The following is an 18,989-nucleotide window of genomic DNA, read 5'->3' as shown; positions in this document are numbered from 1 at the left end:
ACCTCACCAACTAGCTAATACAACGCAGGTCCATCTGGTAGTGATGCAATTGCACCTTTTAAGCAAATGTCATGCAACATCTACTCTTATGCGGTATTAGCTATCGTTTCCAATAGTTATCCCCCGCTACCAGGCAGGTTACCTACGCGTTACTCACCCGTTCGCAACTCATCCAGAGAAGCAAGCTCCTCCTTCAGCGTTCTACTTGCATGTATTAGGCACGCCGCCAGCGTTCGTCCTGAGCCAGGATCAAACTCTCATTAAAAGTTTGAGTTCTCACTCATTTCTGTCACTGACAGATTTATTGTTTTTTCATTGTTCAGTACTATAACCTCAGTTATAGTGCCCTGCACATTGGTTCGTCTTGTTCAGTTTTCAAAGGTCTTTGTCACTCAATCTCTCTCAAGCGACAACTATATTAGTATATCACAGCCATCTGTCTCTGTCAACAGATTTTTTAAACTTTTTTCAAGTTTTTTCTAACCACAATACACCATAGTCCGTACGGGATTCGAACCCGTGTTACCGCCGTGAAAAGGCGGTGTCTTAACCCCTTGACCAACGGACCTGAGCTTTTCAACTCTTTCTATTATACCTACTTTTTTACCTTTGTCAAGGACTTTTTTCCTCTTTATCGAAATTCTGAAAAGATAAGGGAAAGTTCTCTCAGGAGAGCTTTCCGTCCTCTAAAGACTTCCCCTCCCATGAGACGGTCTATTAATTCTTGTTTTTCCATACTCTGTTTTGATTTGTAATTCTTTAGAAGTTCGTGAAAGAGATAATAATCGTCCAGCCTGAGTCCTTTTTCTCCTAGACGATGGCTGATCTCACTCACCTCTTCATAGGGTTCTTTGTCAAAACGGCGCTTGTGGCTTTCCTGTTTACGGATGTAATCTAGAATACGATTTCTAAATTTTGTTTTAAAGCAAACATATAGTTGATGGCGCTCCCCCTCTAGTAACTCTGGGTTGCGACTCACCAGCTCATACAGACATAACATGCCTTCCTGATCCCAGTCCTCTTTCTCCCACAGATGCAAATGATAATCTTTGCGACACTTATGGACGATTCCCTTGCTTTCTTCATATAAGTCTTTTAGATTCATAGACCTCTCCTTTCTGCATTTAGTTTAGCAAAATGCGCGAGCCCCTGGGTCTACTTCCTCTATTTTATACTTCTTCCTCCCTCAACAGCACATAAAAAGAGAGGCAAAGCCTCTCTGGGGTTATAATTCTGCAATTTGGTTGAGATTCACTTCTGCAATCGTATCATTACCAAACATAGAGATAATCATCTTCACTTTGTTGTTATCAATTTCAGTAATTTTACCTGTGTAGTCTGCAAAAGCGCCATCAATAATGCGGACTGTCTGGCCAACTTCAACATCAATATCAAACTCTTGAACAGTTTGTCCCATTGAAACCAGAATATCACGGATTTCTTGTTCCAATAGTGGAGTTGGTTTTGATCTGTTACCGTGTGAGCCGACGAATCCTGTTACGTTAGGTGTGTTTCGAACGACGAACCATGCTTCATCTGTCATGACCATTTCTACAAGGACATAACCCGGAAAGCGATTCTCTTCAACTTCCTTTTTCTTTCCATTTTTCTCAACTTGCACGGTTTGTGTTGGAATCTCAACGCGTAGAATATTATCCAACATGTTATAAGTTTGTGCACGTTGCAATAGATTTTCTTTTACCTTATTTTCATAGCCAGAATAAGTTTGTAGAACAAACCATCCCTTGTCAAAACTATCCATGATATTTCCTTTCATACATATATAGAAGAAAGCTAGCAGAAATTCTCCACTTTTCTTCTAAAAAATGTTAATAAATCGAATCAAACCTGAAACAATCAACTGGTCAAAAATGTAAATGATGACCACAAAGAAGGCTGTGTATTCCATAATAGAGCGAAAATCTCTCCAGCTTTCTTTGCGAGTTGGCCAAGTTGTTTCTTTAAGAAGTTTAAAAATATCCTTAATAAAACCCATCGTTCTCTCCTATCTCGTTTCTCTATGTGTCGTATATTTTCCACAATGTTTACAAAATTTATTTACTTCTAGTCGTGTTGGCTTGGGGTTCCCACTAATTTTGATTGAGTAATTCCTTGAACCACAAACTGCACAAGCTAGGCTTGATTTTTTTAGTGCCATAACGCCTCCATCTTATCTATTATAACAAGAAACCTAGGCTTTGACAAGCCTCTTAACGAAATAGATTAAGGATTGAGTCCCATATCGTCTGAGCTTTTTCTTTTATCTTAGCTTCTGAAATCGCACGTCCTGCTTCATCTACAAGATTTTGTGCACGACTACGAATATCTCCTATCGGGTCCTCAGACTGGTTTGTCTCATTTTCAACGGTTTGCTTTTTCGTATTTTCTGGTTCAATACCATTTTGTTTATAAGCATTCTCAACTGTAAAGGTGCTACCAGGAGTATAAGGCAAGATGGTATTAGCCATACTTCTAAAGACATGGGCAGCGCCATTAGAAGTCGAACCTGCTAGATAATGGTTCTCATCTGTTGTTGGGAAGCCGAGCCAGTGGCTGATTACAACATCTGGAGTATAGCCAATCACCCACTGGTCACTGGTATATTCTGGGTTGAAAACAGCTTCAGTCGTACCTGTTTTACCAGCCATAACGTAATCCGCTGGTGACGAACTAATTCCTGTACCATTGGTAAATGTTCCTAGCATCATGCTGGTCATTTTATCAGCTACAGACTTATCAATCACTCGTTTTTGGGAGTTTTTATGACTCTTGATGACTTGCCCACTGGCATTTTCGATACGAGTGATGAAATGTGCTTCAGGCATCAGACCTCCATTAGCAAAGGCTGCATAGGCTTGCGCCATCTGGAGAGGATTCGTCTCCACACCTCCACCAAGAGCAACTCCAAGAACTCGGTCAACTTTTTCCATATTCAGACCAAATCTCTCCCCAGCGTCAAAAGCTTTGTCAATACCTAATTCATTTACAGTCGCAACTGCCGGTAGGTTGAGTGATTCCGCCAAGGCCTGATACATAGGTACTTCTGGAGATGTCTTAATACCCGCATAGTTGTCTACTTGATAACTGTTGTACTGCATCGTATGATTATCCAGTTGCTTGTTCAAGGCCCATCCTGCTTCTACTGCGGGTGTATAAACAACTAAAGGTTTAATGGTTGAGCCTGGGCTACGCTTAGACTGAGTGGCATAGTTAAAATTGCGGAAGCCTGGCTTGTCATCACCAGCTACGCGACCAACAACTCCACGCACTCCACCCGTTTTAGGCTCTAGAGCAACACTACCTGATTCAGCATGCGTTCCGTCTTCTGCCGTTGGAAATAGCGCAGTGTTTTCGTAAATAACCTGCATGTTTGCTTGGTAGTTTTGGTCAAGCTCTGTGTAGATTCGATAGCCGTTGTTGACAATCTCTTCTTCTGTGAGATTGTACTTGGAAACCGCTTCGTTGACAACTGCATCAAAATAGGACGGGTAACGATAATCCGAAACTTTGCCTTCATACTTATCTTGCAGTTGAGAAGCCATATCTACTCCAGCCGCTTCGGTCTCTTGATTTTTATCAATATAGCCCGCTGCAACCATATTTTGTAATACAGTATCCCTACGGTTGGTCGAAGTTTCAACAGAATTTAATGGATTATACAATTCTGGTCCCTTGAGCATCCCTGCTAGAGTGGCCGCCTGATCAAGCGTTAGCTGTGAAGCTGATACACCGAAATATTTCTTACTTGCATCTTCAACACCCCATACCCCATTTCCAAAGTAGGCGTTATTGAGGTACATAGTAAGGATTTGCTCCTTGCTGTATTTCTTTGTCAACTCTAAGGCAAGGAAAAACTCCTTGGCCTTCCGTTCAACGGTTTGGTCCTGAGAAAGATAGGCATTTTTCGCCAACTGTTGAGTGATGGTAGACCCCCCTCCAGAACGACCCGCTGTAAGGATGGCTAGAAAGAAACGACCGTAGTTAATCCCATCATTTTTATAAAAGGAACGGTCCTCTGTCGCGACGACAGCATTCTGCAAGTCTTTACTGATATCTGTCAGTTCAACATAGGTTCCCTTTTGACCTGATAGGGCGCCTGCCTCTTTTTCTTCGCGGTCAAAAATCAGAGTTCGTGTTTTCAAGGCATTTTGCAAATCATTAACATTGGTAGATTTGGCTATGGCAAATAGGTAGGTTCCTACTAGCAAACCTGCACTTAACCCTAAAATGATGACGATTTTTGTCAGATGGTAACGACGCCAAAATTTCCGAATCGGACCTACATGGCCTAGTTTTTTTCTATCGCTCCGAGAACGACGCATACTAGTAGAATCAGACTCTGCTGATTCACTCGTTTCTTTTTTAAAGAGAGAAAGAAACTTCTCAAATAATTTATCTAATTTCATGCGTTTATTTTATCATCTTCACCATAGGAACTCAAGAATTTAGCTATTCCCTATCCAAATAGGGCTTTTTTTGTTACAATATCTGTATGCAATTCACATTTACATTACCCGAATCCTTGCCTCAAATGACGGTCAAACAATTCCTAGAGGAACAACTCCTCATCCCTAGAAAGATCCGCCATTTCTTGAGAACAAAAAAGAACATCTTAATTAACCACAAAGAAGTTCACTGGAACGAGATGGTCAAACCAGGAGACGTTTGCCAGTTGACTTTTGACGAGGAAGATTATCCCAAAAAAGAAATCCTTTGGGGAAATCCAGACCTCGTTCAAGAGGTTTATCAAGACCAACATCTCATTATCGTTAACAAGCCAGAGGGAATGAAAACTCATGGAAATCAACCTGATGAAATTGCCCTTCTCAACCATGTCTCTGCCTACATTGGTCAAACCTGCTATGTCGTTCATCGCCTGGATATGGAAACAAGCGGTTTAGTGCTTTTTGCTAAAAATCCTTTTATCCTACCCATTCTCAATCGTTTGTTGGAGAAGAAGGAAATTGCTCGCGAGTACTGGGCACTCGTAAAGGGGCAAGTGGGGAACAAAGAACTTATCTTCCGAGATAAAATTGGTCGTGATCGACACGATCGCAGAAAACGAGTGGTAGATCCCAAAAAGGGGCAACATGCCGAAACCCAGGTAAGCCGACTAAAGCAATTTCCAAATCAGACTACCCTTGTCCGTTGCAAACTAAAGACCGGTCGAACGCATCAAATCCGTGTTCACCTTTCTCACCATAAGCACCCTATCCTAGGCGATCCTCTCTATAATAGTAAATCAAAGACAAATCGGCTTATGCTCCACGCCTTTCGACTTTCCTTTACCCATCCACTCACCTTAGAACAATTGAGTTTTACTGCCCTCTCGGATACTTTCGAAACAGAATTAAAACAAAATGGATGACACTATCATCCATTTTGTTTTATCTAAAAATAGAAAAAGCAAGACCGGAAGGCCTTGCTTTTATCGACTCAAGAATTATTTAGCGATTTTTGCAAAGTATTCAAGAGTACGTACAAGTTGTGCAGTGTATGACATTTCGTTGTCGTACCATGATACAACTTTAACCAATTGTTTACCATCAACGTCAAGAACTTTAGTTTGAGTTGCGTCAAACAATGAACCGTAAGACATACCTACGATATCTGAAGATACGATTGGATCTTCTGTGTAACCGTATGATTCGTTTGAAGCTGCTTTCATAGCTGCGTTTACTTCATCAACAGTAACGTTCTTTTCAAGAACTGCTACCAATTCAGTAACTGATCCAGTTGGAGTTGGAACGCGTTGTGCAGATCCGTCAAGTTTACCGTTCAATTCTGGGATTACAAGACCGATAGCTTTAGCAGCACCAGTTGAGTTAGGAACGATGTTTGCAGCACCAGCGCGAGCACGGCGAAGGTCACCACCACGGTGTGGTCCGTCAAGGATCATTTGGTCACCAGTGTAAGCATGGATAGTAGTCATCAATCCTTCTACAACACCGAAGTTGTCTTGAAGAGCTTTAGCCATTGGAGCCAAGCAGTTTGTAGTACATGAAGCACCTGAGATAACTGTTTCAGTACCGTCAAGAACATCGTGGTTAGTGTTAAATACAACTGTTTTAACTTCGTTTCCACCAGGAGCAGTGATAACAACTTTCTTAGCTCCACCTTTAAGGTGTTTTTCAGCTGCATCTTTCTTAGCAAAGAAACCAGTTGCTTCAAGAACGATTTCTACACCGTCAGTAGCCCAGTCGATTTGTTCTGGATCACGTTCAGCAGAAACTTTAACGAATTTACCGTTAACTTCGAATCCACCTTCTTTAACTTCTACAGTACCGTCGAAACGACCTTGAGTTGTGTCGTATTTCAACAAGTGTGCAAGCATAACTGGATCTGTAAGGTCGTTGATGCGAGTAACTTCAACACCTTCTACGTTTTGGATACGGCGGAAAGCAAGACGACCGATACGGCCGAAACCGTTAATACCAACTTTAACTACCATTAGTGATTTCCTCCTTATGAAAATCATGAAAATTTTATTGTGAAAAGAGTAACTTGAATCACTACAAATCACCTTTCAACAAACCTATTATATAACTATTTGAGTTTAATTGCAAGTACGGGCGTTGATTTTCTCTCCCCCTTTTCTACTTTTTCTCCCCCTTTTTATTCATCCATTTTTTTATTTTCAAAGCATATCTCTAGAATCTTTTATAATATCTGTATATTCTCTTTATTTCAAGGTGAAACTCCAATTTTAACTCTTTCAGAGTTTACAAAAAAGAGACAGGATATTTCCTGCCTCTAGGCTGATAAACGATTATTTACGACGTCCTGGTCGTTCTGCATAACCATAGTAAGCATCTGCCATGATTTCTTCCATGTCAGCTACCATTGGCAAGCGAGGGTTAGCAGGTGAACATTGGTCTTCATAAGCAAGTAAGGCAATTTCATGCAAGCTGTCTTTCCAAGCTTTTTCATCGATTCCAAAGCCTTTGAAGTTCATTGTGATTCCAACTGCTTCACCAAGATCGTAAACTGCTTTGGCATAAGCTTCAACCGCTTCTTCTGGAGTTGAGTGAGGCAATCCAAGCATTCTAGCAATATCTTGGAATTTTTCGTCAGCTTTCCAGTAGTTATACTTAGGCCATGTAGTCGTCTTAGATGGGCGAGTACCATTGTAACGGATAACGTATGGAAGCAAGATTGCGTTTGTACGTCCGTGAACAGTATGGTGAACCGCACCGATCTTGTGGGCCATTGAGTGGCTCATACCAAGGAAGGCATTGGCAAAGGCCATACCAGCCATTGTAGATGCATTGTGCATTTTTTCGCGAGCTTCTGGATCAGCGGTCTTAACAGATTTTTCCAACCATTCAAAGACAAGTTTGATTGTTTGAAGGGCGATACCGTCTGTATAGTCGTTAGCGAAGTTTGAAGTGTAAGCTTCAGTCGCGTGAGTCAAGACGTCCATACCTGTATCCGCAGCGATGAAGTCTGGAACTGACTCAACCAAAGCAGGGTCAACAATCGCAATAGTTGGTGTCAATGAGTAGTCAGCCAATGGGTATTTACGATTGTTTTTCTTATCAGAGATAACGGCAAATGGTGTTACTTCTGAACCTGTACCTGAAGTTGTTGGAATACCAATGTATTTCGCTTTTTTACCAAGTGATGGGAAGCGGAAGGCACGTTTACGGATGTCCATGAATTTTTGAACCAAGTCACGGAAGTCGATTTGTGGTTGTTCGTAGAAGAGCCACATTACTTTGGCCGCGTCCATTGGAGAACCACCACCAAGAGCGATGATTGTGTCTGGTTCAAATGCTCTCATTACTTCAGTACCACGTTCTACAGTTGTGATATCTGGGTCTGGTTCAACGTCTGAGAAGACTTGGACAGTTACACGGTTGCTGCGTTTGTTCAATTGGTCAATAATGCGTTGAACAAAGCCAAGTTTTTCGATAGATTTATCTGTAACAATCATAACGCGTTCAATATCTTCACATGTTTGAAGGTATTGGATAGAATTGCGTTCGAAGTAAATTTTTGAAGGAACTTTAAACCATTGCATATTATTTCTACGTTTCCCTACTTTCTTGATGTTTAGAAGGTTGATCGCACTCACGTTATCACCGACTGAGTTGTGTCCATATGAACCACATCCAAGTGTCAATGATGGAATGAAGGCATTGTATACATCACCGATACCACCGAAAGTAGATGGAGAGTTCCAGATAATACGCATTGCTTTGATTTCTGTACCAAAGCGTTTAGCAAGAGCTTCGTCTTTTGTATGGATAGCTGCTGAGTGACCAAGTCCGTTAAACTCAACCATTTGACGAGCTTTTTTAAGACCGTCTTCTGTATCTTCAGCTTTTAGGACAGCGATAACTGGTGACAATTTTTCACGAGTCAATGGTTCTTTTGGTCCTACTTCTGCGCATTCTGCAGCCAAGATGTTTGTTCCTTCTGGAACGCTGAATCCTGCTTGTTCAGCAATCCATGCTGCTGGTTTACCAACGATGTTTGCATTTAGTTTAGCACCTGCACAGTTTTTGCTATTAGCTTTTACACCGAAACAGAATTCTTCAAGAAGGGCTTTTTCTTTTTTGTTTACAAAGTAAGTGTGATATGATTTGAATTCTTCTACAAATTCGTCATATACTTCTTTATCAATGATAACGGCTTGTTCTGATGCACAGACCATCCCATTATCAAATGACTTAGACATAACAATATCATGAGCAGCTTGACGAAGGTCAGCAGATTTTTCTACATAGGCAGGAACGTTTCCGGCACCTACCCCAAGAGCTGGTTTTCCACATGAGTATGCAGCTTTAACCATGGCATTACCACCAGTTGCAAGGATAGTTGCAACACCTTCGTGGTTCATAAGCGCTCCAGTTGCTTCCATAGATGGTTCTGTAATCCATTGAACACAGTTTTCAGGTGCTCCAGCCGCAATAGCTGCATCACGAACGATTTGTGCTGCGTGAGCTGATGATTCTTGAGCAGATGGGTGGAAGGCAAAAACGATTGGGTTACGTGTTTTCAAAGCAATCAAGGATTTGAAAATCGCTGTTGAAGTTGGGTTTGTTGTCGGAGTGACACCACAGATTACACCGACAGGCTCCGCAATCTTTGTCAAACCTGTAATTGGATCATCTTCAATAACTCCAACTGTTTTAACTCCACGCATATTGTTCACTACGTGTTCGCAGGCAAATAGGTTTTTTGTCGCCTTGTCTTCAAATACTCCACGACCAGTTTCTTCAACTGCGTGTTGTGCAAGGATACCGTGTGCGTCAAGTGCTGCAACCGAAGCTTTTGCCACGATATAGTCAACTTGCTCTTGGTTCAACTTGCGCATTTCATCAAGCGCAACCAAGGCTTTTTTCACGAGACCATCGACATGCTTTTCAGCAGCAAGTTGTTTTTCCTCTGGTGTTACTGTTTTTTTATCAGCCATATTATCCTCCATAGCCTTTAAGGATGTTATCCTTTGTTAATTTTTTCACAAGTTTATTATAACTCTTTTTTTATGCTTTGTAAACAGTTTCATAAGCATTTCACAAAGAATTTTTCTGAGATTGTGATTTTTTTCTCAATGCATCTATACAATAGAGTTTTGTCTGGACGATTGTGAAATTATGGAAAAATTTTTTTATTTCACAAAGTTTTTCTAGTTGATAGTTAGTTCTCGAATTTAAGCGAAGAAAGCGTTTTCTTTTCAGACTTTGAAAATAGTCTCCTAACTTGGAGACTACTGTTTTTGCTGGAAAACGCCTTGTTTAAAGGTTCCTTCATAAACGACTTCTTGCTCTGTAGTCAACTTCCCTTGACCTTCAGCCTGACCATTTACAAAATCACCTTCGTATTTCCAGCCATCTTTTGATTGAAAAGTCCCTTTCCCATTAAAGGCTCCATTATTGAAATCACCTGTATATTGGTCTCCATTTTCAAAGGTCAGGGTTCCTTGACCATTCATTTTCCCACGTACCAAGGTGCCATCATAAACAAGAGCTCCACCATCAAGTGTCAAGACACCTTTTTTAGGCGTATTTAGCAGAAATACCGAAAGAGCACAGAGTACCATTACAACTACTGCAACGAGCTCTAACCTAGGACGAGTTAGGTAAACTCTACACTTCTCATAAAATTGTTTAAGCTTTTCCATTGTCACTCTCTTTTTCTAATCGATCTAGCCAGCTTTGACATCCACTTGTGATACGAGCATAGGTTTCCTCAAAATCTCCTGTGTACCATGGATCTGGAACACTTTCTGCCGCAAAAGAGTAGATCTTGTACTGTAGTTCCTGAGGGCACATGTGACGCAGATCTGAAACGTTTGAAGCATCCATACCGATAATGTAATCAAACGATTCAAAGTCTTCTCTGCCAATCTGAAGCGATGTTTTATCTTTGTCATACGGGATCTGATACTGCTGGAAAATCGCCTGCGTTCCCTTATGAATCGGATTACCATGTTCCCAAGACGAAGTTGCACGACTCTCAACTTGATAATCACTCGTCATGGACTTCATCACAAACTCTGCCATGGGGCTACGGCAAATATTTCCTAAGCACACAAATACTATTTTTTTCATCCCTTTTCCTCTCATCTCATAGAAAAACGGGAGTGACAGGTCCCGTTTTATTCTTCGATTGCTCCGCCTTCGTCAACAACTGTTCCTTCTGGTGTCACAGCTTCTTTGAGTGGCAAAACGGTCTTGATAGCAGCCAATTCAAAAGTCAAGTAGACCCCATCTACATCCAGTACGATTGTTCCTTTTTCAGTATCTACTTCATCCACTGTTCCGTAAAGTCCACCAATTGTAATGACTTCATAGCCTTTTTGAAGCTTGTTCAAGCTTTCCATACGCTTTTGTGCTTGTTTCTTTTGAGAACGTTGCATAAAGAACATCAAGGCCATCATCCCTACAAGCATGATTAAAAAAGTAATATTTGGATCCATTGTTTTCTCCTTTGTATTTTACATAGGACTACTATATCAAATTTCAGCTACTTTTACAAGGTTGTGCCTTGTTTTATGGCAATAAAAAAATCAGAGTTTTTACTCTGATTTTTCTGCGATTATTTCAAGTTTTGAACGACTTTGACTAGATTTTCAACTGTAAATCCGTACTCTGCCAATACTTTTGGTGCTGGGGCAGATGCTCCAAAGGTATCAATACCGAGAACTGCACCATCAAGACCAACATATTTGTACCAGTTTTGAGTTGCACCCATTTCGACTGCAACACGACGGCGGACTGCATTTGGAAGGATTTCTTCCTTGTAAGCTGCATCTTGTGCGTCAAAGACATCTGTAGATGGCATGCTGACTACACGGACTTTTGCGCCTTGACTAGCCAATTCTTTGGCAGCTGCGACAGCGAGATTCACCTCTGAACCTGTTGCAATCAATATCGTATCAAAGTCAGCTGCATTTTCATAGACAACATAGGCACCTTTCGCAACTTTGTCAAAGTCTGTTCCCTCTTCAACAGTCAAGTTTTGACGTGTCAAGACAAGGGCAGTTGGTGTTTTTTCGCTTGTCACAGCAAGGTACCAAGCCGCTTGAGTTTCACGCGCATCTGCTGGGCGGAAAACATTGAGATTTGGCATAGCACGCAGACCTGCTAAGTGTTCAACTGGTTCGTGAGTTGGACCATCTTCACCAACTGCGATCGAATCGTGGGTAAAGACATAAGTCACAGGAAGTCCTTGCAAGGCTGACAAACGGACAGCTGCTTTCACATAGTCAGAGAAGACAAAGAAAGTACCACCGTATACACGAAGTCCACCATGAAGAGCCATCCCGTTCAAGATCGTTCCCATTGCAAATTCACGAACACCAAACTGAATGTTGCGGTTCAAGCGATTAGCGTCGTCTTGAAGTCCGTCCGTTTTGATATAAGTCATGTTTGAGTGAGCAAGGTCAGCTGATCCACCTAGGAAGGTTGGTAGCTTAGCTGCTACAACATTCAAGGCATCCTGACTCGAGTTACGAGTTGCTTGAGAAAATCCATTTTCTAAGGCTGGGAAGTCTGCTGGAGTCACCTCAACTGGGTCACGGCCGTCAATAATGGCTTCTACTTCTGCAGCCAGTTCTGGATGAGCCTCTTTATAGTCAGCAACTAATTTAGTCCAAGCTTGATAAGCTGATGCGCCACGATCTGCAACATTTTCTTTGAAATCAGCATAAACTTCAGCTGGAATTTCAAATGGTTCGTAGTCCCAACCAAGGGCTTGACGAGTTGCGGCAGTTTCATCTGCTCCAAGAGGAGCACCATGTACAGCATTAGTTCCTTGTTTGTTTGGAGAACCGTATCCAATAACAGTCTTCACTTCAATCAAAGATGGTTTTCCTGAAGCTTTAGCTGTTTCGATAGCAGCATGAATAGCCTCAAGGTCTGTTCCATCTTCAACCAAGGCTGTGTGCCAACCGTAGGCATTGTAACGGTCACGAACACTTTCTGTGAAGGAATCTTTTGTCTCACCATCCAAGTTAATGTCATTTGAATCATAAAGAACAACCAACTTGTCGAGCTTTTGCAAACCTGCGTATGAAGCTGCCTCGCTTGAAACACCTTCCATTAAATCTCCGTCGCCACAGATCACATAAGTATAGTGGTCAAAGATATTGAAGCCTTCGCGGTTATACTTCGCTGCAAGGAAACGTTCTGCTTGGGCAAAACCAGTAGCAGTAGAAATCCCTTGTCCTAGAGGACCAGTTGTAGCGTCAACCCCTGCAGTATGACCAAATTCTGGGTGACCTGGTGTTTTTGAACCCCATTGGCGGAAGTTCTTGACTTCATCCATGCTAACATCTTCAAAACCAGAAAGGTGAAGAAGGGCATAAAGAAGCATAGAACCGTGTCCTGCTGAAAGAATAAAGCGATCGCGGTTGATCCAGTTTGGTTGAGCTGGATTGATACGAAGTTGCTTTGTAAAGAGGCTATAGGCCATTGGAGCAGCCCCCATAACCACCCCTGGGTGACCTGAGTTTGCTTTGTTGATGGCGTCAATACCTAGAAAACGAATTGCATTAACAGATAGATTTGACATAGAATTTCCTTTCTCTTTGAGGTGATTAATAAATCACACATCCTATTTTACTATTATATGAAAAAATGCATAGAATAGCAATAAAACAATTTGCGTTCATCTAACACATTTGGTTTTCTATTCCCTCGTCACTTCATAGTACGGAAGCAAGCGCGTATAAGCGTCTTCTAGCTTCTCCAATATCGCTTCTACTGACTGATTTTCAATGAGGGAAACATCTGACTTAACCAACACTTTACGGACTTCCTGACTTCTCACCTTCTCGCGTAAAGTACGACGATTCTCCTCAGTAGCCTCCACCTTATGACTTTCCCCATTTGAATAGACTAGATAATAAATTCCTTCTACCACTGGAAGTTCTAAGACCTTGGCTTGCTTGTCTAAGGTCTGTTCGTCTTTCTTGCGCTCGATGAAACTGACTTCCAAAGAAATCCCAAAGTCAGCAGGTGTTCCATACAAACGAAGAGCCATCATAGGTTCTGTCACTTGTCCGTCTCTCTGAAGATAGGCCCAGAAATGTGGCCGCAAGCGTTGCGCTTGGTTCATCCACTGACTAGTCTGTTGCAATTGCCATTCTGGATGACTAGCTTGAAAGGTTTTAGCCAGTTCTGTAAAAGACTTCCGAGCCTCTTGACCTTTTTTCCGCAAGGTCAACATCTTTTCTCTTTCATCGCCAGCTTTATCAGGATTAAGGTACTGGACCCCTGCAAATGATAGGTATTCTCTAACTGCTTTCAGCATATCTGAATCTTTCCTTTCCTAGCAAAAAATCAGGACGAACCTGATTTTACTTTGCTTATTCTGCATCTACGACAACATAGCGATTTGGCTCGTCGCCTTCAGAGTAACTCGTCACGCCATCCATGCGTGAAATAATGCGATGGATTATCTTGCGTTCGCTATTTGACATTGGATCAGTTTGTTGACTACGCCCTTCCTCTAAAACGCGAGTCGCCAATTTTTGAGCGTAGGTTTGCAAGACTTCTGCACGGTGTTCAACATAATCATTGACATTGATCGTGATGTAGAAGGTTCTTGAATAGCGGTTATAAAGATAATTTTGAGCCAATAGTTGCAAGGCCTTCAAAACTTTACCATGATAACCGATAATACGGCCTGGTTCATTGGTGTCAATTTGAAGATTGATGGTGCGGCGATTGTAGTCGCTTGAAATCGTCCCTTCAACATCCATATCATCTACAATGGTTTGAACGTAGCTAGCTACTTCAGTTGCCACTTGTTCGATGTCATAACTTGGTTCTACTTTCAAGCCTAAATCTTCCAAAGATTGACTTGTTGCTTCCTGCGTTTCAGTTTCTTTTTCTGGAGCAGATTTCACTTCCTCGGTAGTATCCTCTGGTTCCAATTCATTTAAAATTGAAATATGGCCTGTTTCTTCCAAAATCGTGCTGGCGTGCTTTTCATTTTTCAGGATTTCAGCCTTGACCTCTTCAGAGACACCTTGACCTTCTTCTTCAATCTTCTTGATGGCTTCAACCACATATCCCAAATCAACTGTCGCTTCGCTGACGGTTTTCACTGGTTCATTTTTTTCATTAACTTCTTTTGGAACCCCTTTAATGGCCTGCTGGTTGGCTTTGATTACTGTCGTTTCACTAATGGCTTCGATATCAACTTGAGCTGGCTTCTTACCAAACAAGCCTAAAAATCCTTTTTTCTCTTTCGAAACGACCTTGATGTGGGCCTTCATTCTTGGAATGTCTAATTCTTTCAATCCTTTTTGGATTGCTTCTTCAACCGTTGAACCTGTAAATAATACCATTATCAGATTCCTCCTTATTTTTTCTTTTTCTGTGCTTTTTTCAAAGCTCTTCTCTTCTTGCCTTCTAAATCTTTTTCTGCTTGCGCCACTGCTTCTCTTTCGGCAATAATCTTGAAAGGATTGTTCAAGAAATAGGTTTGCAGAACTTGGTAAGCATTGGATACGGCCCAGTACAAGGCTACACCACTTGGGGCGGAGATGGCAAAAACAAAGATCAATACAGGCATACCATACATCATCCCTGTCGTAGCTCCACTTTTTTCGGACAAAGCTTTATTCGATAACCAGCTACTCAAGAAGGTAAAGACTGCCGCCAAAATCGGAAGGACAAAACTTGTATCTACTCCTCCCAAATTAATCCATAAAAAGTGACCTGTTTTCAAAAAGTCTACTCGACTCAAGGCTTGAAAAAGTGCCAAGAGAACAGGCATTTGTATTAAAATCGGCCAGAGAGAGGATGAATGTTTGATCCCTAACTCTTTATAAACCTTACGCATCTCCTGGTCTAGCTTGGTTCTACTTTCCATATCACGACCTGGGTATTGCTCTCGCAAAGCCTTGATGCGTGGTTGAGCCTCTTGCATTTTTCTAGAGGCAACCATCTGTGTCTGAAAGACCGGTAATAGAATCGTCCGGATCAAAATCGTGAAGAGGATAATCCCCACTCCGATACTAATGTCAAAGGACAAAAAGCGGATAATTTCAGCAAAAAAATAAACGAATTTGCTCCAAAAGTCTGTCGAATCTGCTGTTATATCGCTAGCTGTACCATTTGTTGCACAGGCTGTCATGATAAACAAGGACAAGCCCAACAAACTAGTCAACTGTAGTTTCTTTTTCACTCCCATTTCCTTCCTGGTAAATCTTTGATAACTTTAATACGTGGAGTAGGTTTTTCTCCATCTCTGCATATTCCAAGGTTTCCACCCCTTTTCGGGCAATCACGACAAAATCAACATGCTCTACTAAACTCCCTTTTACACTTTGTAGAATGTGCCGGATTCGTCTCTTGATTTGATTTCTGGTAACTGCATTCCCCAGCTTTTTACTGACGGACAGTCCTACTCGAAAATGGTTTTGCTGGTTTTCCAATTGGTAGACAACAAATTTTCGATTGGCAAAACTTGTTCCGTCCTTGAAAATCGCCTTAAAATCTTTCTCTCTTTTTACACGAAAGCTTTTCTTCAAAACTCAACTCCATCTATTAAATTACTACTATTATACCATATTTTTTGAAAAAGCCAATAACAGCAAGGTTTTAGACATTTTCTACATAAAAAAAGCTGGAAAATCTCTTTCCCAACTTCTTTTCACAATCTAATTTTACGTGTATTTGCTTATTTTTTCAAGCGCTCAACATCGCGTGCAATCACCAATTCCTCATCTGTTGGAATAACCAAGACACGGATTTTCGCTGCGTCAGTTGAGATGTCTCCCGTTACGCCAAAGACGTTCTTTTCTGGATCCACATCACAACCAAACCAAGAGATACCTGAAATGACATCCTCACGAACCAAAGCTGCATTTTCACCGATCCCTGCTGTGAAGATAATCGCATCTGCTCCATTTAGGACTGCAAGATATTGGCCGATATGTTTTTGGATACGATCGACATACATTTCATAAGCCAAAGTTGCATCATGGTCTCCTGCTTCCATGGCAGCAATCACATCACGCATATCGCTTGACTGACCAGAAACTCCCATGAGCCCTGATTCACGATTGAGAACGCGACTAATATCTTCTGGGGTATTGAAATCCTCTGTATATTGCATGAGATAAGGGATGATAGCAGGGTCAATATCCCCTGTACGAGTTCCCATCATCACACCGCCGAGTGGTGTGAATCCCATAGAAGTATCCACAGACTTCCCACCCTTAACAGCTGTGATAGAAGCCCCGTTACCAATATGGCAGGTAATCAATTTCAAATCTTCTAGAGGACGACCCAAAAGTTTCGCTGCTTCTCCTGCGACAAACTGGTGGCTTGTACCATGAGCACCGTATTTACGAACCTTGTTTTCCGTGTAGTATTTAGTTGGTAGAGGATAGCGATAAGCCTTCTCTGGCATGGTTGTGTGGAATGAGGTATCAAATACGACAACACTGGTAATATCTGGAAGCAATTCCTTAAATGCGCGGATTCCAGCTGCGTTAGCTGGATTGTGAAGAGGAGCCAAGAGTCCCAACTCCTCAACTTTTTCTATCACATCTCCCTCAACAACTGTTGATTCCTTGAAATATTCACCACCTGCAACGACGCGGTGTCCGACACCTGTAATCTCATCGTACCCTTTGATGATGTCAAAACGAATCAAATCATCCAATAAAATTTTAACAGCTTGTGTGTGATCTTCAATATCAAGAATTTGTTGCTCCGAACGACCGTTAAATTTTACTGTTGAAATTGAGTCTTTCAATCCAATACGTTCAATCAAGCCTTTAGCCAAAACTTTTTCCTCAGGCATTTGATAAAGTTGCCATTTCAAGCTTGAGCTTCCTGCATTGATTGCAATTGTTTTTGTCATAAGATGATACCTCTTTTTTAAGCGTTTTCATCTATTATAACAAAATCTCTTTTATATTTCAGTACCTTTGCTCCAATTTTGAAAATTTTCTTTAAAGGTCAACAAAACTGACGGATCTTGCAAGCTAGTAAGAGGGTAAACAAAGGGTTCTATTTCTTTATCTCTTTTCTTCTGTAAGACAAAAATACTTTTAGCTTGGCTTGCAGTTGAGAAAATATCCTCTGGCAGAGCGATGATAGCAGCCAGACTCACTTCGTCTTTGAGCCACCCTTTTAATAAGTCACTTTGAGGACTGGTCAATAAATCACTCGGAGCTAGAAAAATAGCATAGCCATCTGACTTAAGGTACTTGAGGCCTTGTTCCATCAGCAAATGGTGGGCATAGGTATGCTCTTGACTAGAAGACACTCGGTAGCGCGAAGCGATGGCATCGTCTGGGTAATAACCAACAGGCAAGTCGCTGATGACCACGTCGCTTTCTTTAAGCATTTGCGGACGAACGGCATCTCCTTGGACAAAACCAGCCTGCAAACCAATCACATCTGCCATACTGGCTGCCAAATCAATCAGCAAGTCATCCACTTCGATTCCCAAGTAATCTACTTTTTTAGCGAGAGAAGTCAAGAAAGTAGCCCCCAAAATGCCCATACCAGAACCCATTTCGAGGATGCTAATTTCCTCTTTATGAAGCAACTCTTCTACAACAACTACCAAGAGGAGGGAAATGGCATCTGGTGTAAACTGGTGATTGGCCTGTAAAGGCTCCGTTTGTCCTGCCTTCATCAAGAGAAATTGGTAGGTCTTGAGCCACTCTTCCTTGCGAAGCGCTAAGCGCTTAAGGGCTTGATTGTTCTCCTTGACCTGCTCTAGTTCGGTCTCGCCATCTAGGTAGATACTATTTTGCTCTACCAAGGCGTCATAAAAGTTGGTCGCCAAATCACTTTGGATGACTTGGACATTCTCTAGTAAATACGTATAAGCTTGTTCTATTTTTTCAAAATCCATATTCCTATCTTATCAAAATTCCCCTATTTTTTCCATCTGAAGAGAAAAAATCACTGCTTTAGTCAGCGAGTGATTTTTGGGCTACTGTTAAAAAGAGTTCTGCGTAATTTCCGAGGAAAAGACCTTCAGCACTATAGAGAATCTGACTGCCAATGCTCGAAAAACCAAACTGGGCGAGCTTGGTTTCCAGTTCAGCTAAATCAAAACCATGGTGGTTGGTATCTGTCTTGACAAAATCAGCGATGAGAACTTGTCCATTCTCCCTAAGGTGATGGTAAAACATGGCAAGAGTTGCATCTAGATCAGGCATATGATGAAGAACCCGACTGACAACAATCAGGTCAAATTGTTGCTCTAAGGGATTCACCAGTAAATCCTGCTCCAAGAGTTGAAGATTCCTGATTTCTTGTTCCTTTGCTTTCAAACGGGCTTGCTCCAGCATCTTCTCCGAGATGTCTACAAGGGTAACCGACTGGGCTTGCTTAGCTAGAGGCAAGGCTAACAGACCCGTCCCACCACCAAAGTCCAGTATTGCCTTGTCTGGTAGAAAATCAATCTGTGCTTCAACTGCTTGACAAACCAAATTTGCAAGAAAGATATTTTTGGGCGAATCAAAGGTTTCTGCTTTGTGATTAAAATCGTGTTTCATG

At 41.6% G+C, this 18,989-nt stretch carries 19 protein-coding genes, 1 tRNA gene and 1 rRNA gene; 1 reads left to right on the top strand and 20 read right to left on the bottom strand.

What is annotated here, in order from left to right; translation table 11 throughout:
* The 7 genes from O3652_RS09700 to pbp2a form a co-directional block, all read right to left on the bottom strand.
* Nucleotides 1-265, bottom strand: a 16S ribosomal RNA gene (locus O3652_RS09700); the annotation flags it as partial.
* A gap of 231 nt (nucleotides 266-496) precedes the next feature.
* Nucleotides 497-568, bottom strand: a tRNA-Glu gene (locus O3652_RS09695).
* A 63-nt stretch (nucleotides 569-631) separates the two neighbouring features.
* Nucleotides 632-1,105, bottom strand: coding sequence for a hypothetical protein (locus tag O3652_RS09690; protein WP_045591891.1), 474 nt, complete (start codon nucleotides 1,103-1,105; stop codon nucleotides 632-634).
* 120 nt (nucleotides 1,106-1,225) lie between these two features.
* On the bottom strand, nucleotides 1,226-1,762 hold the full coding sequence (gene nusG / locus O3652_RS09685; protein ID WP_000376732.1) for a transcription termination/antitermination protein NusG: 537 nt from the start codon (nucleotides 1,760-1,762) through the stop codon (nucleotides 1,226-1,228).
* A 57-nt stretch (nucleotides 1,763-1,819) separates the two neighbouring features.
* Nucleotides 1,820-1,996: a preprotein translocase subunit SecE gene (gene secE, locus O3652_RS09680; protein WP_000505776.1), complete on the bottom strand. Its 177-nt coding sequence runs from the start codon at nucleotides 1,994-1,996 to the stop codon at nucleotides 1,820-1,822.
* A gap of 9 nt (nucleotides 1,997-2,005) precedes the next feature.
* On the bottom strand, nucleotides 2,006-2,158 hold the full coding sequence (gene rpmG, locus O3652_RS09675) for a 50S ribosomal protein L33 (protein WP_125413629.1): 153 nt from the start codon (nucleotides 2,156-2,158) through the stop codon (nucleotides 2,006-2,008).
* Nucleotides 2,159-2,210: 52 nt separating this feature from the next.
* Entirely contained in the window at nucleotides 2,211-4,406 is a 2,196-nt protein-coding gene (pbp2a, locus tag O3652_RS09670) for a penicillin-binding protein PBP2A (protein WP_371590382.1), read from the bottom strand.
* 86 nt (nucleotides 4,407-4,492) lie between these two features.
* On the opposite strand from pbp2a, the gene O3652_RS09665 reads away from it, so the two are divergent.
* Nucleotides 4,493-5,368: an RluA family pseudouridine synthase gene (locus O3652_RS09665; protein WP_001160826.1), complete on the top strand. Its 876-nt coding sequence runs from the start codon at nucleotides 4,493-4,495 to the stop codon at nucleotides 5,366-5,368.
* Nucleotides 5,369-5,443: 75 nt separating this feature from the next.
* Here the strand turns inward: O3652_RS09665 and gap are convergent, their stop codons facing one another.
* From gap to O3652_RS09600, 13 genes are all read right to left on the bottom strand, one after another.
* Entirely contained in the window at nucleotides 5,444-6,451 is a 1,008-nt protein-coding gene (gap, locus tag O3652_RS09660) for a type I glyceraldehyde-3-phosphate dehydrogenase (protein WP_371590381.1), read from the bottom strand.
* Between the two features lie 318 nt (nucleotides 6,452-6,769).
* The gene (adhE, locus tag O3652_RS09655) at nucleotides 6,770-9,421 is read right to left on the bottom strand and encodes a bifunctional acetaldehyde-CoA/alcohol dehydrogenase (RefSeq protein ID WP_084879955.1); all 2,652 of its coding nucleotides are present in this window, start codon (nucleotides 9,419-9,421) and stop codon (nucleotides 6,770-6,772) included.
* Nucleotides 9,422-9,715: 294 nt separating this feature from the next.
* The gene (locus O3652_RS09650) at nucleotides 9,716-10,129 is read right to left on the bottom strand and encodes an MORN repeat-containing protein (protein WP_000413194.1); all 414 of its coding nucleotides are present in this window, start codon (nucleotides 10,127-10,129) and stop codon (nucleotides 9,716-9,718) included.
* Nucleotides 10,116-10,559 carry a low molecular weight protein-tyrosine-phosphatase gene (locus O3652_RS09645; RefSeq protein WP_125413631.1) on the bottom strand — a complete coding sequence of 148 codons (444 nt, stop codon included), beginning with the start codon at nucleotides 10,557-10,559 and terminating at the stop codon, nucleotides 10,116-10,118. The genes O3652_RS09650 and O3652_RS09645 overlap by 14 nt, the downstream gene beginning before the upstream one ends.
* 47 nt (nucleotides 10,560-10,606) lie before the next feature.
* Nucleotides 10,607-10,927 carry a preprotein translocase subunit YajC gene (yajC, locus tag O3652_RS09640; RefSeq protein WP_076984827.1) on the bottom strand — a complete coding sequence of 107 codons (321 nt, stop codon included), beginning with the start codon at nucleotides 10,925-10,927 and terminating at the stop codon, nucleotides 10,607-10,609.
* A gap of 119 nt (nucleotides 10,928-11,046) precedes the next feature.
* Nucleotides 11,047-13,023, bottom strand: coding sequence for a transketolase (gene tkt / locus O3652_RS09635; protein ID WP_084879951.1), 1,977 nt, complete (start codon nucleotides 13,021-13,023; stop codon nucleotides 11,047-11,049).
* A 117-nt stretch (nucleotides 13,024-13,140) separates the two neighbouring features.
* Nucleotides 13,141-13,764: a ribonuclease P gene (locus tag O3652_RS09630; protein WP_070696782.1), complete on the bottom strand. Its 624-nt coding sequence runs from the start codon at nucleotides 13,762-13,764 to the stop codon at nucleotides 13,141-13,143.
* Nucleotides 13,765-13,819: 55 nt separating this feature from the next.
* Entirely contained in the window at nucleotides 13,820-14,806 is a 987-nt protein-coding gene (gene jag / locus O3652_RS09625; RefSeq protein ID WP_000242591.1) for an RNA-binding cell elongation regulator Jag/EloR, read from the bottom strand.
* A 14-nt stretch (nucleotides 14,807-14,820) separates the two neighbouring features.
* The gene (locus O3652_RS09620; RefSeq protein WP_000728097.1) at nucleotides 14,821-15,648 is read right to left on the bottom strand and encodes a membrane protein insertase YidC; all 828 of its coding nucleotides are present in this window, start codon (nucleotides 15,646-15,648) and stop codon (nucleotides 14,821-14,823) included.
* Nucleotides 15,623-15,994 carry a ribonuclease P protein component gene (gene rnpA, locus O3652_RS09615; protein ID WP_000748120.1) on the bottom strand — a complete coding sequence of 124 codons (372 nt, stop codon included), beginning with the start codon at nucleotides 15,992-15,994 and terminating at the stop codon, nucleotides 15,623-15,625. Before rnpA ends, O3652_RS09620 begins: the two co-directional genes overlap by 26 nt.
* A 149-nt stretch (nucleotides 15,995-16,143) precedes the next feature.
* Nucleotides 16,144-17,334 carry an acetate kinase gene (locus O3652_RS09610; RefSeq protein ID WP_049519112.1) on the bottom strand — a complete coding sequence of 397 codons (1,191 nt, stop codon included), beginning with the start codon at nucleotides 17,332-17,334 and terminating at the stop codon, nucleotides 16,144-16,146.
* Nucleotides 17,335-17,385: 51 nt separating this feature from the next.
* The gene (locus O3652_RS09605; protein WP_371590380.1) at nucleotides 17,386-18,339 is read right to left on the bottom strand and encodes a class I SAM-dependent methyltransferase; all 954 of its coding nucleotides are present in this window, start codon (nucleotides 18,337-18,339) and stop codon (nucleotides 17,386-17,388) included.
* A 58-nt stretch (nucleotides 18,340-18,397) separates the two neighbouring features.
* Nucleotides 18,398-18,988 carry a class I SAM-dependent methyltransferase gene (locus O3652_RS09600; RefSeq protein WP_070696780.1) on the bottom strand — a complete coding sequence of 197 codons (591 nt, stop codon included), beginning with the start codon at nucleotides 18,986-18,988 and terminating at the stop codon, nucleotides 18,398-18,400.
* Between the last annotated feature and the right edge of the window lies 1 nt (nucleotide 18,989).

This window comes from Streptococcus sp. 27098_8_23, from assembly GCF_041432195.1.
Taxonomy (GTDB): domain Bacteria; phylum Bacillota; class Bacilli; order Lactobacillales; family Streptococcaceae; genus Streptococcus.
The sequence above is the reverse complement of the archived record's forward strand: the minus strand, read 5'-3'. Positions and strand labels throughout refer to the sequence as shown.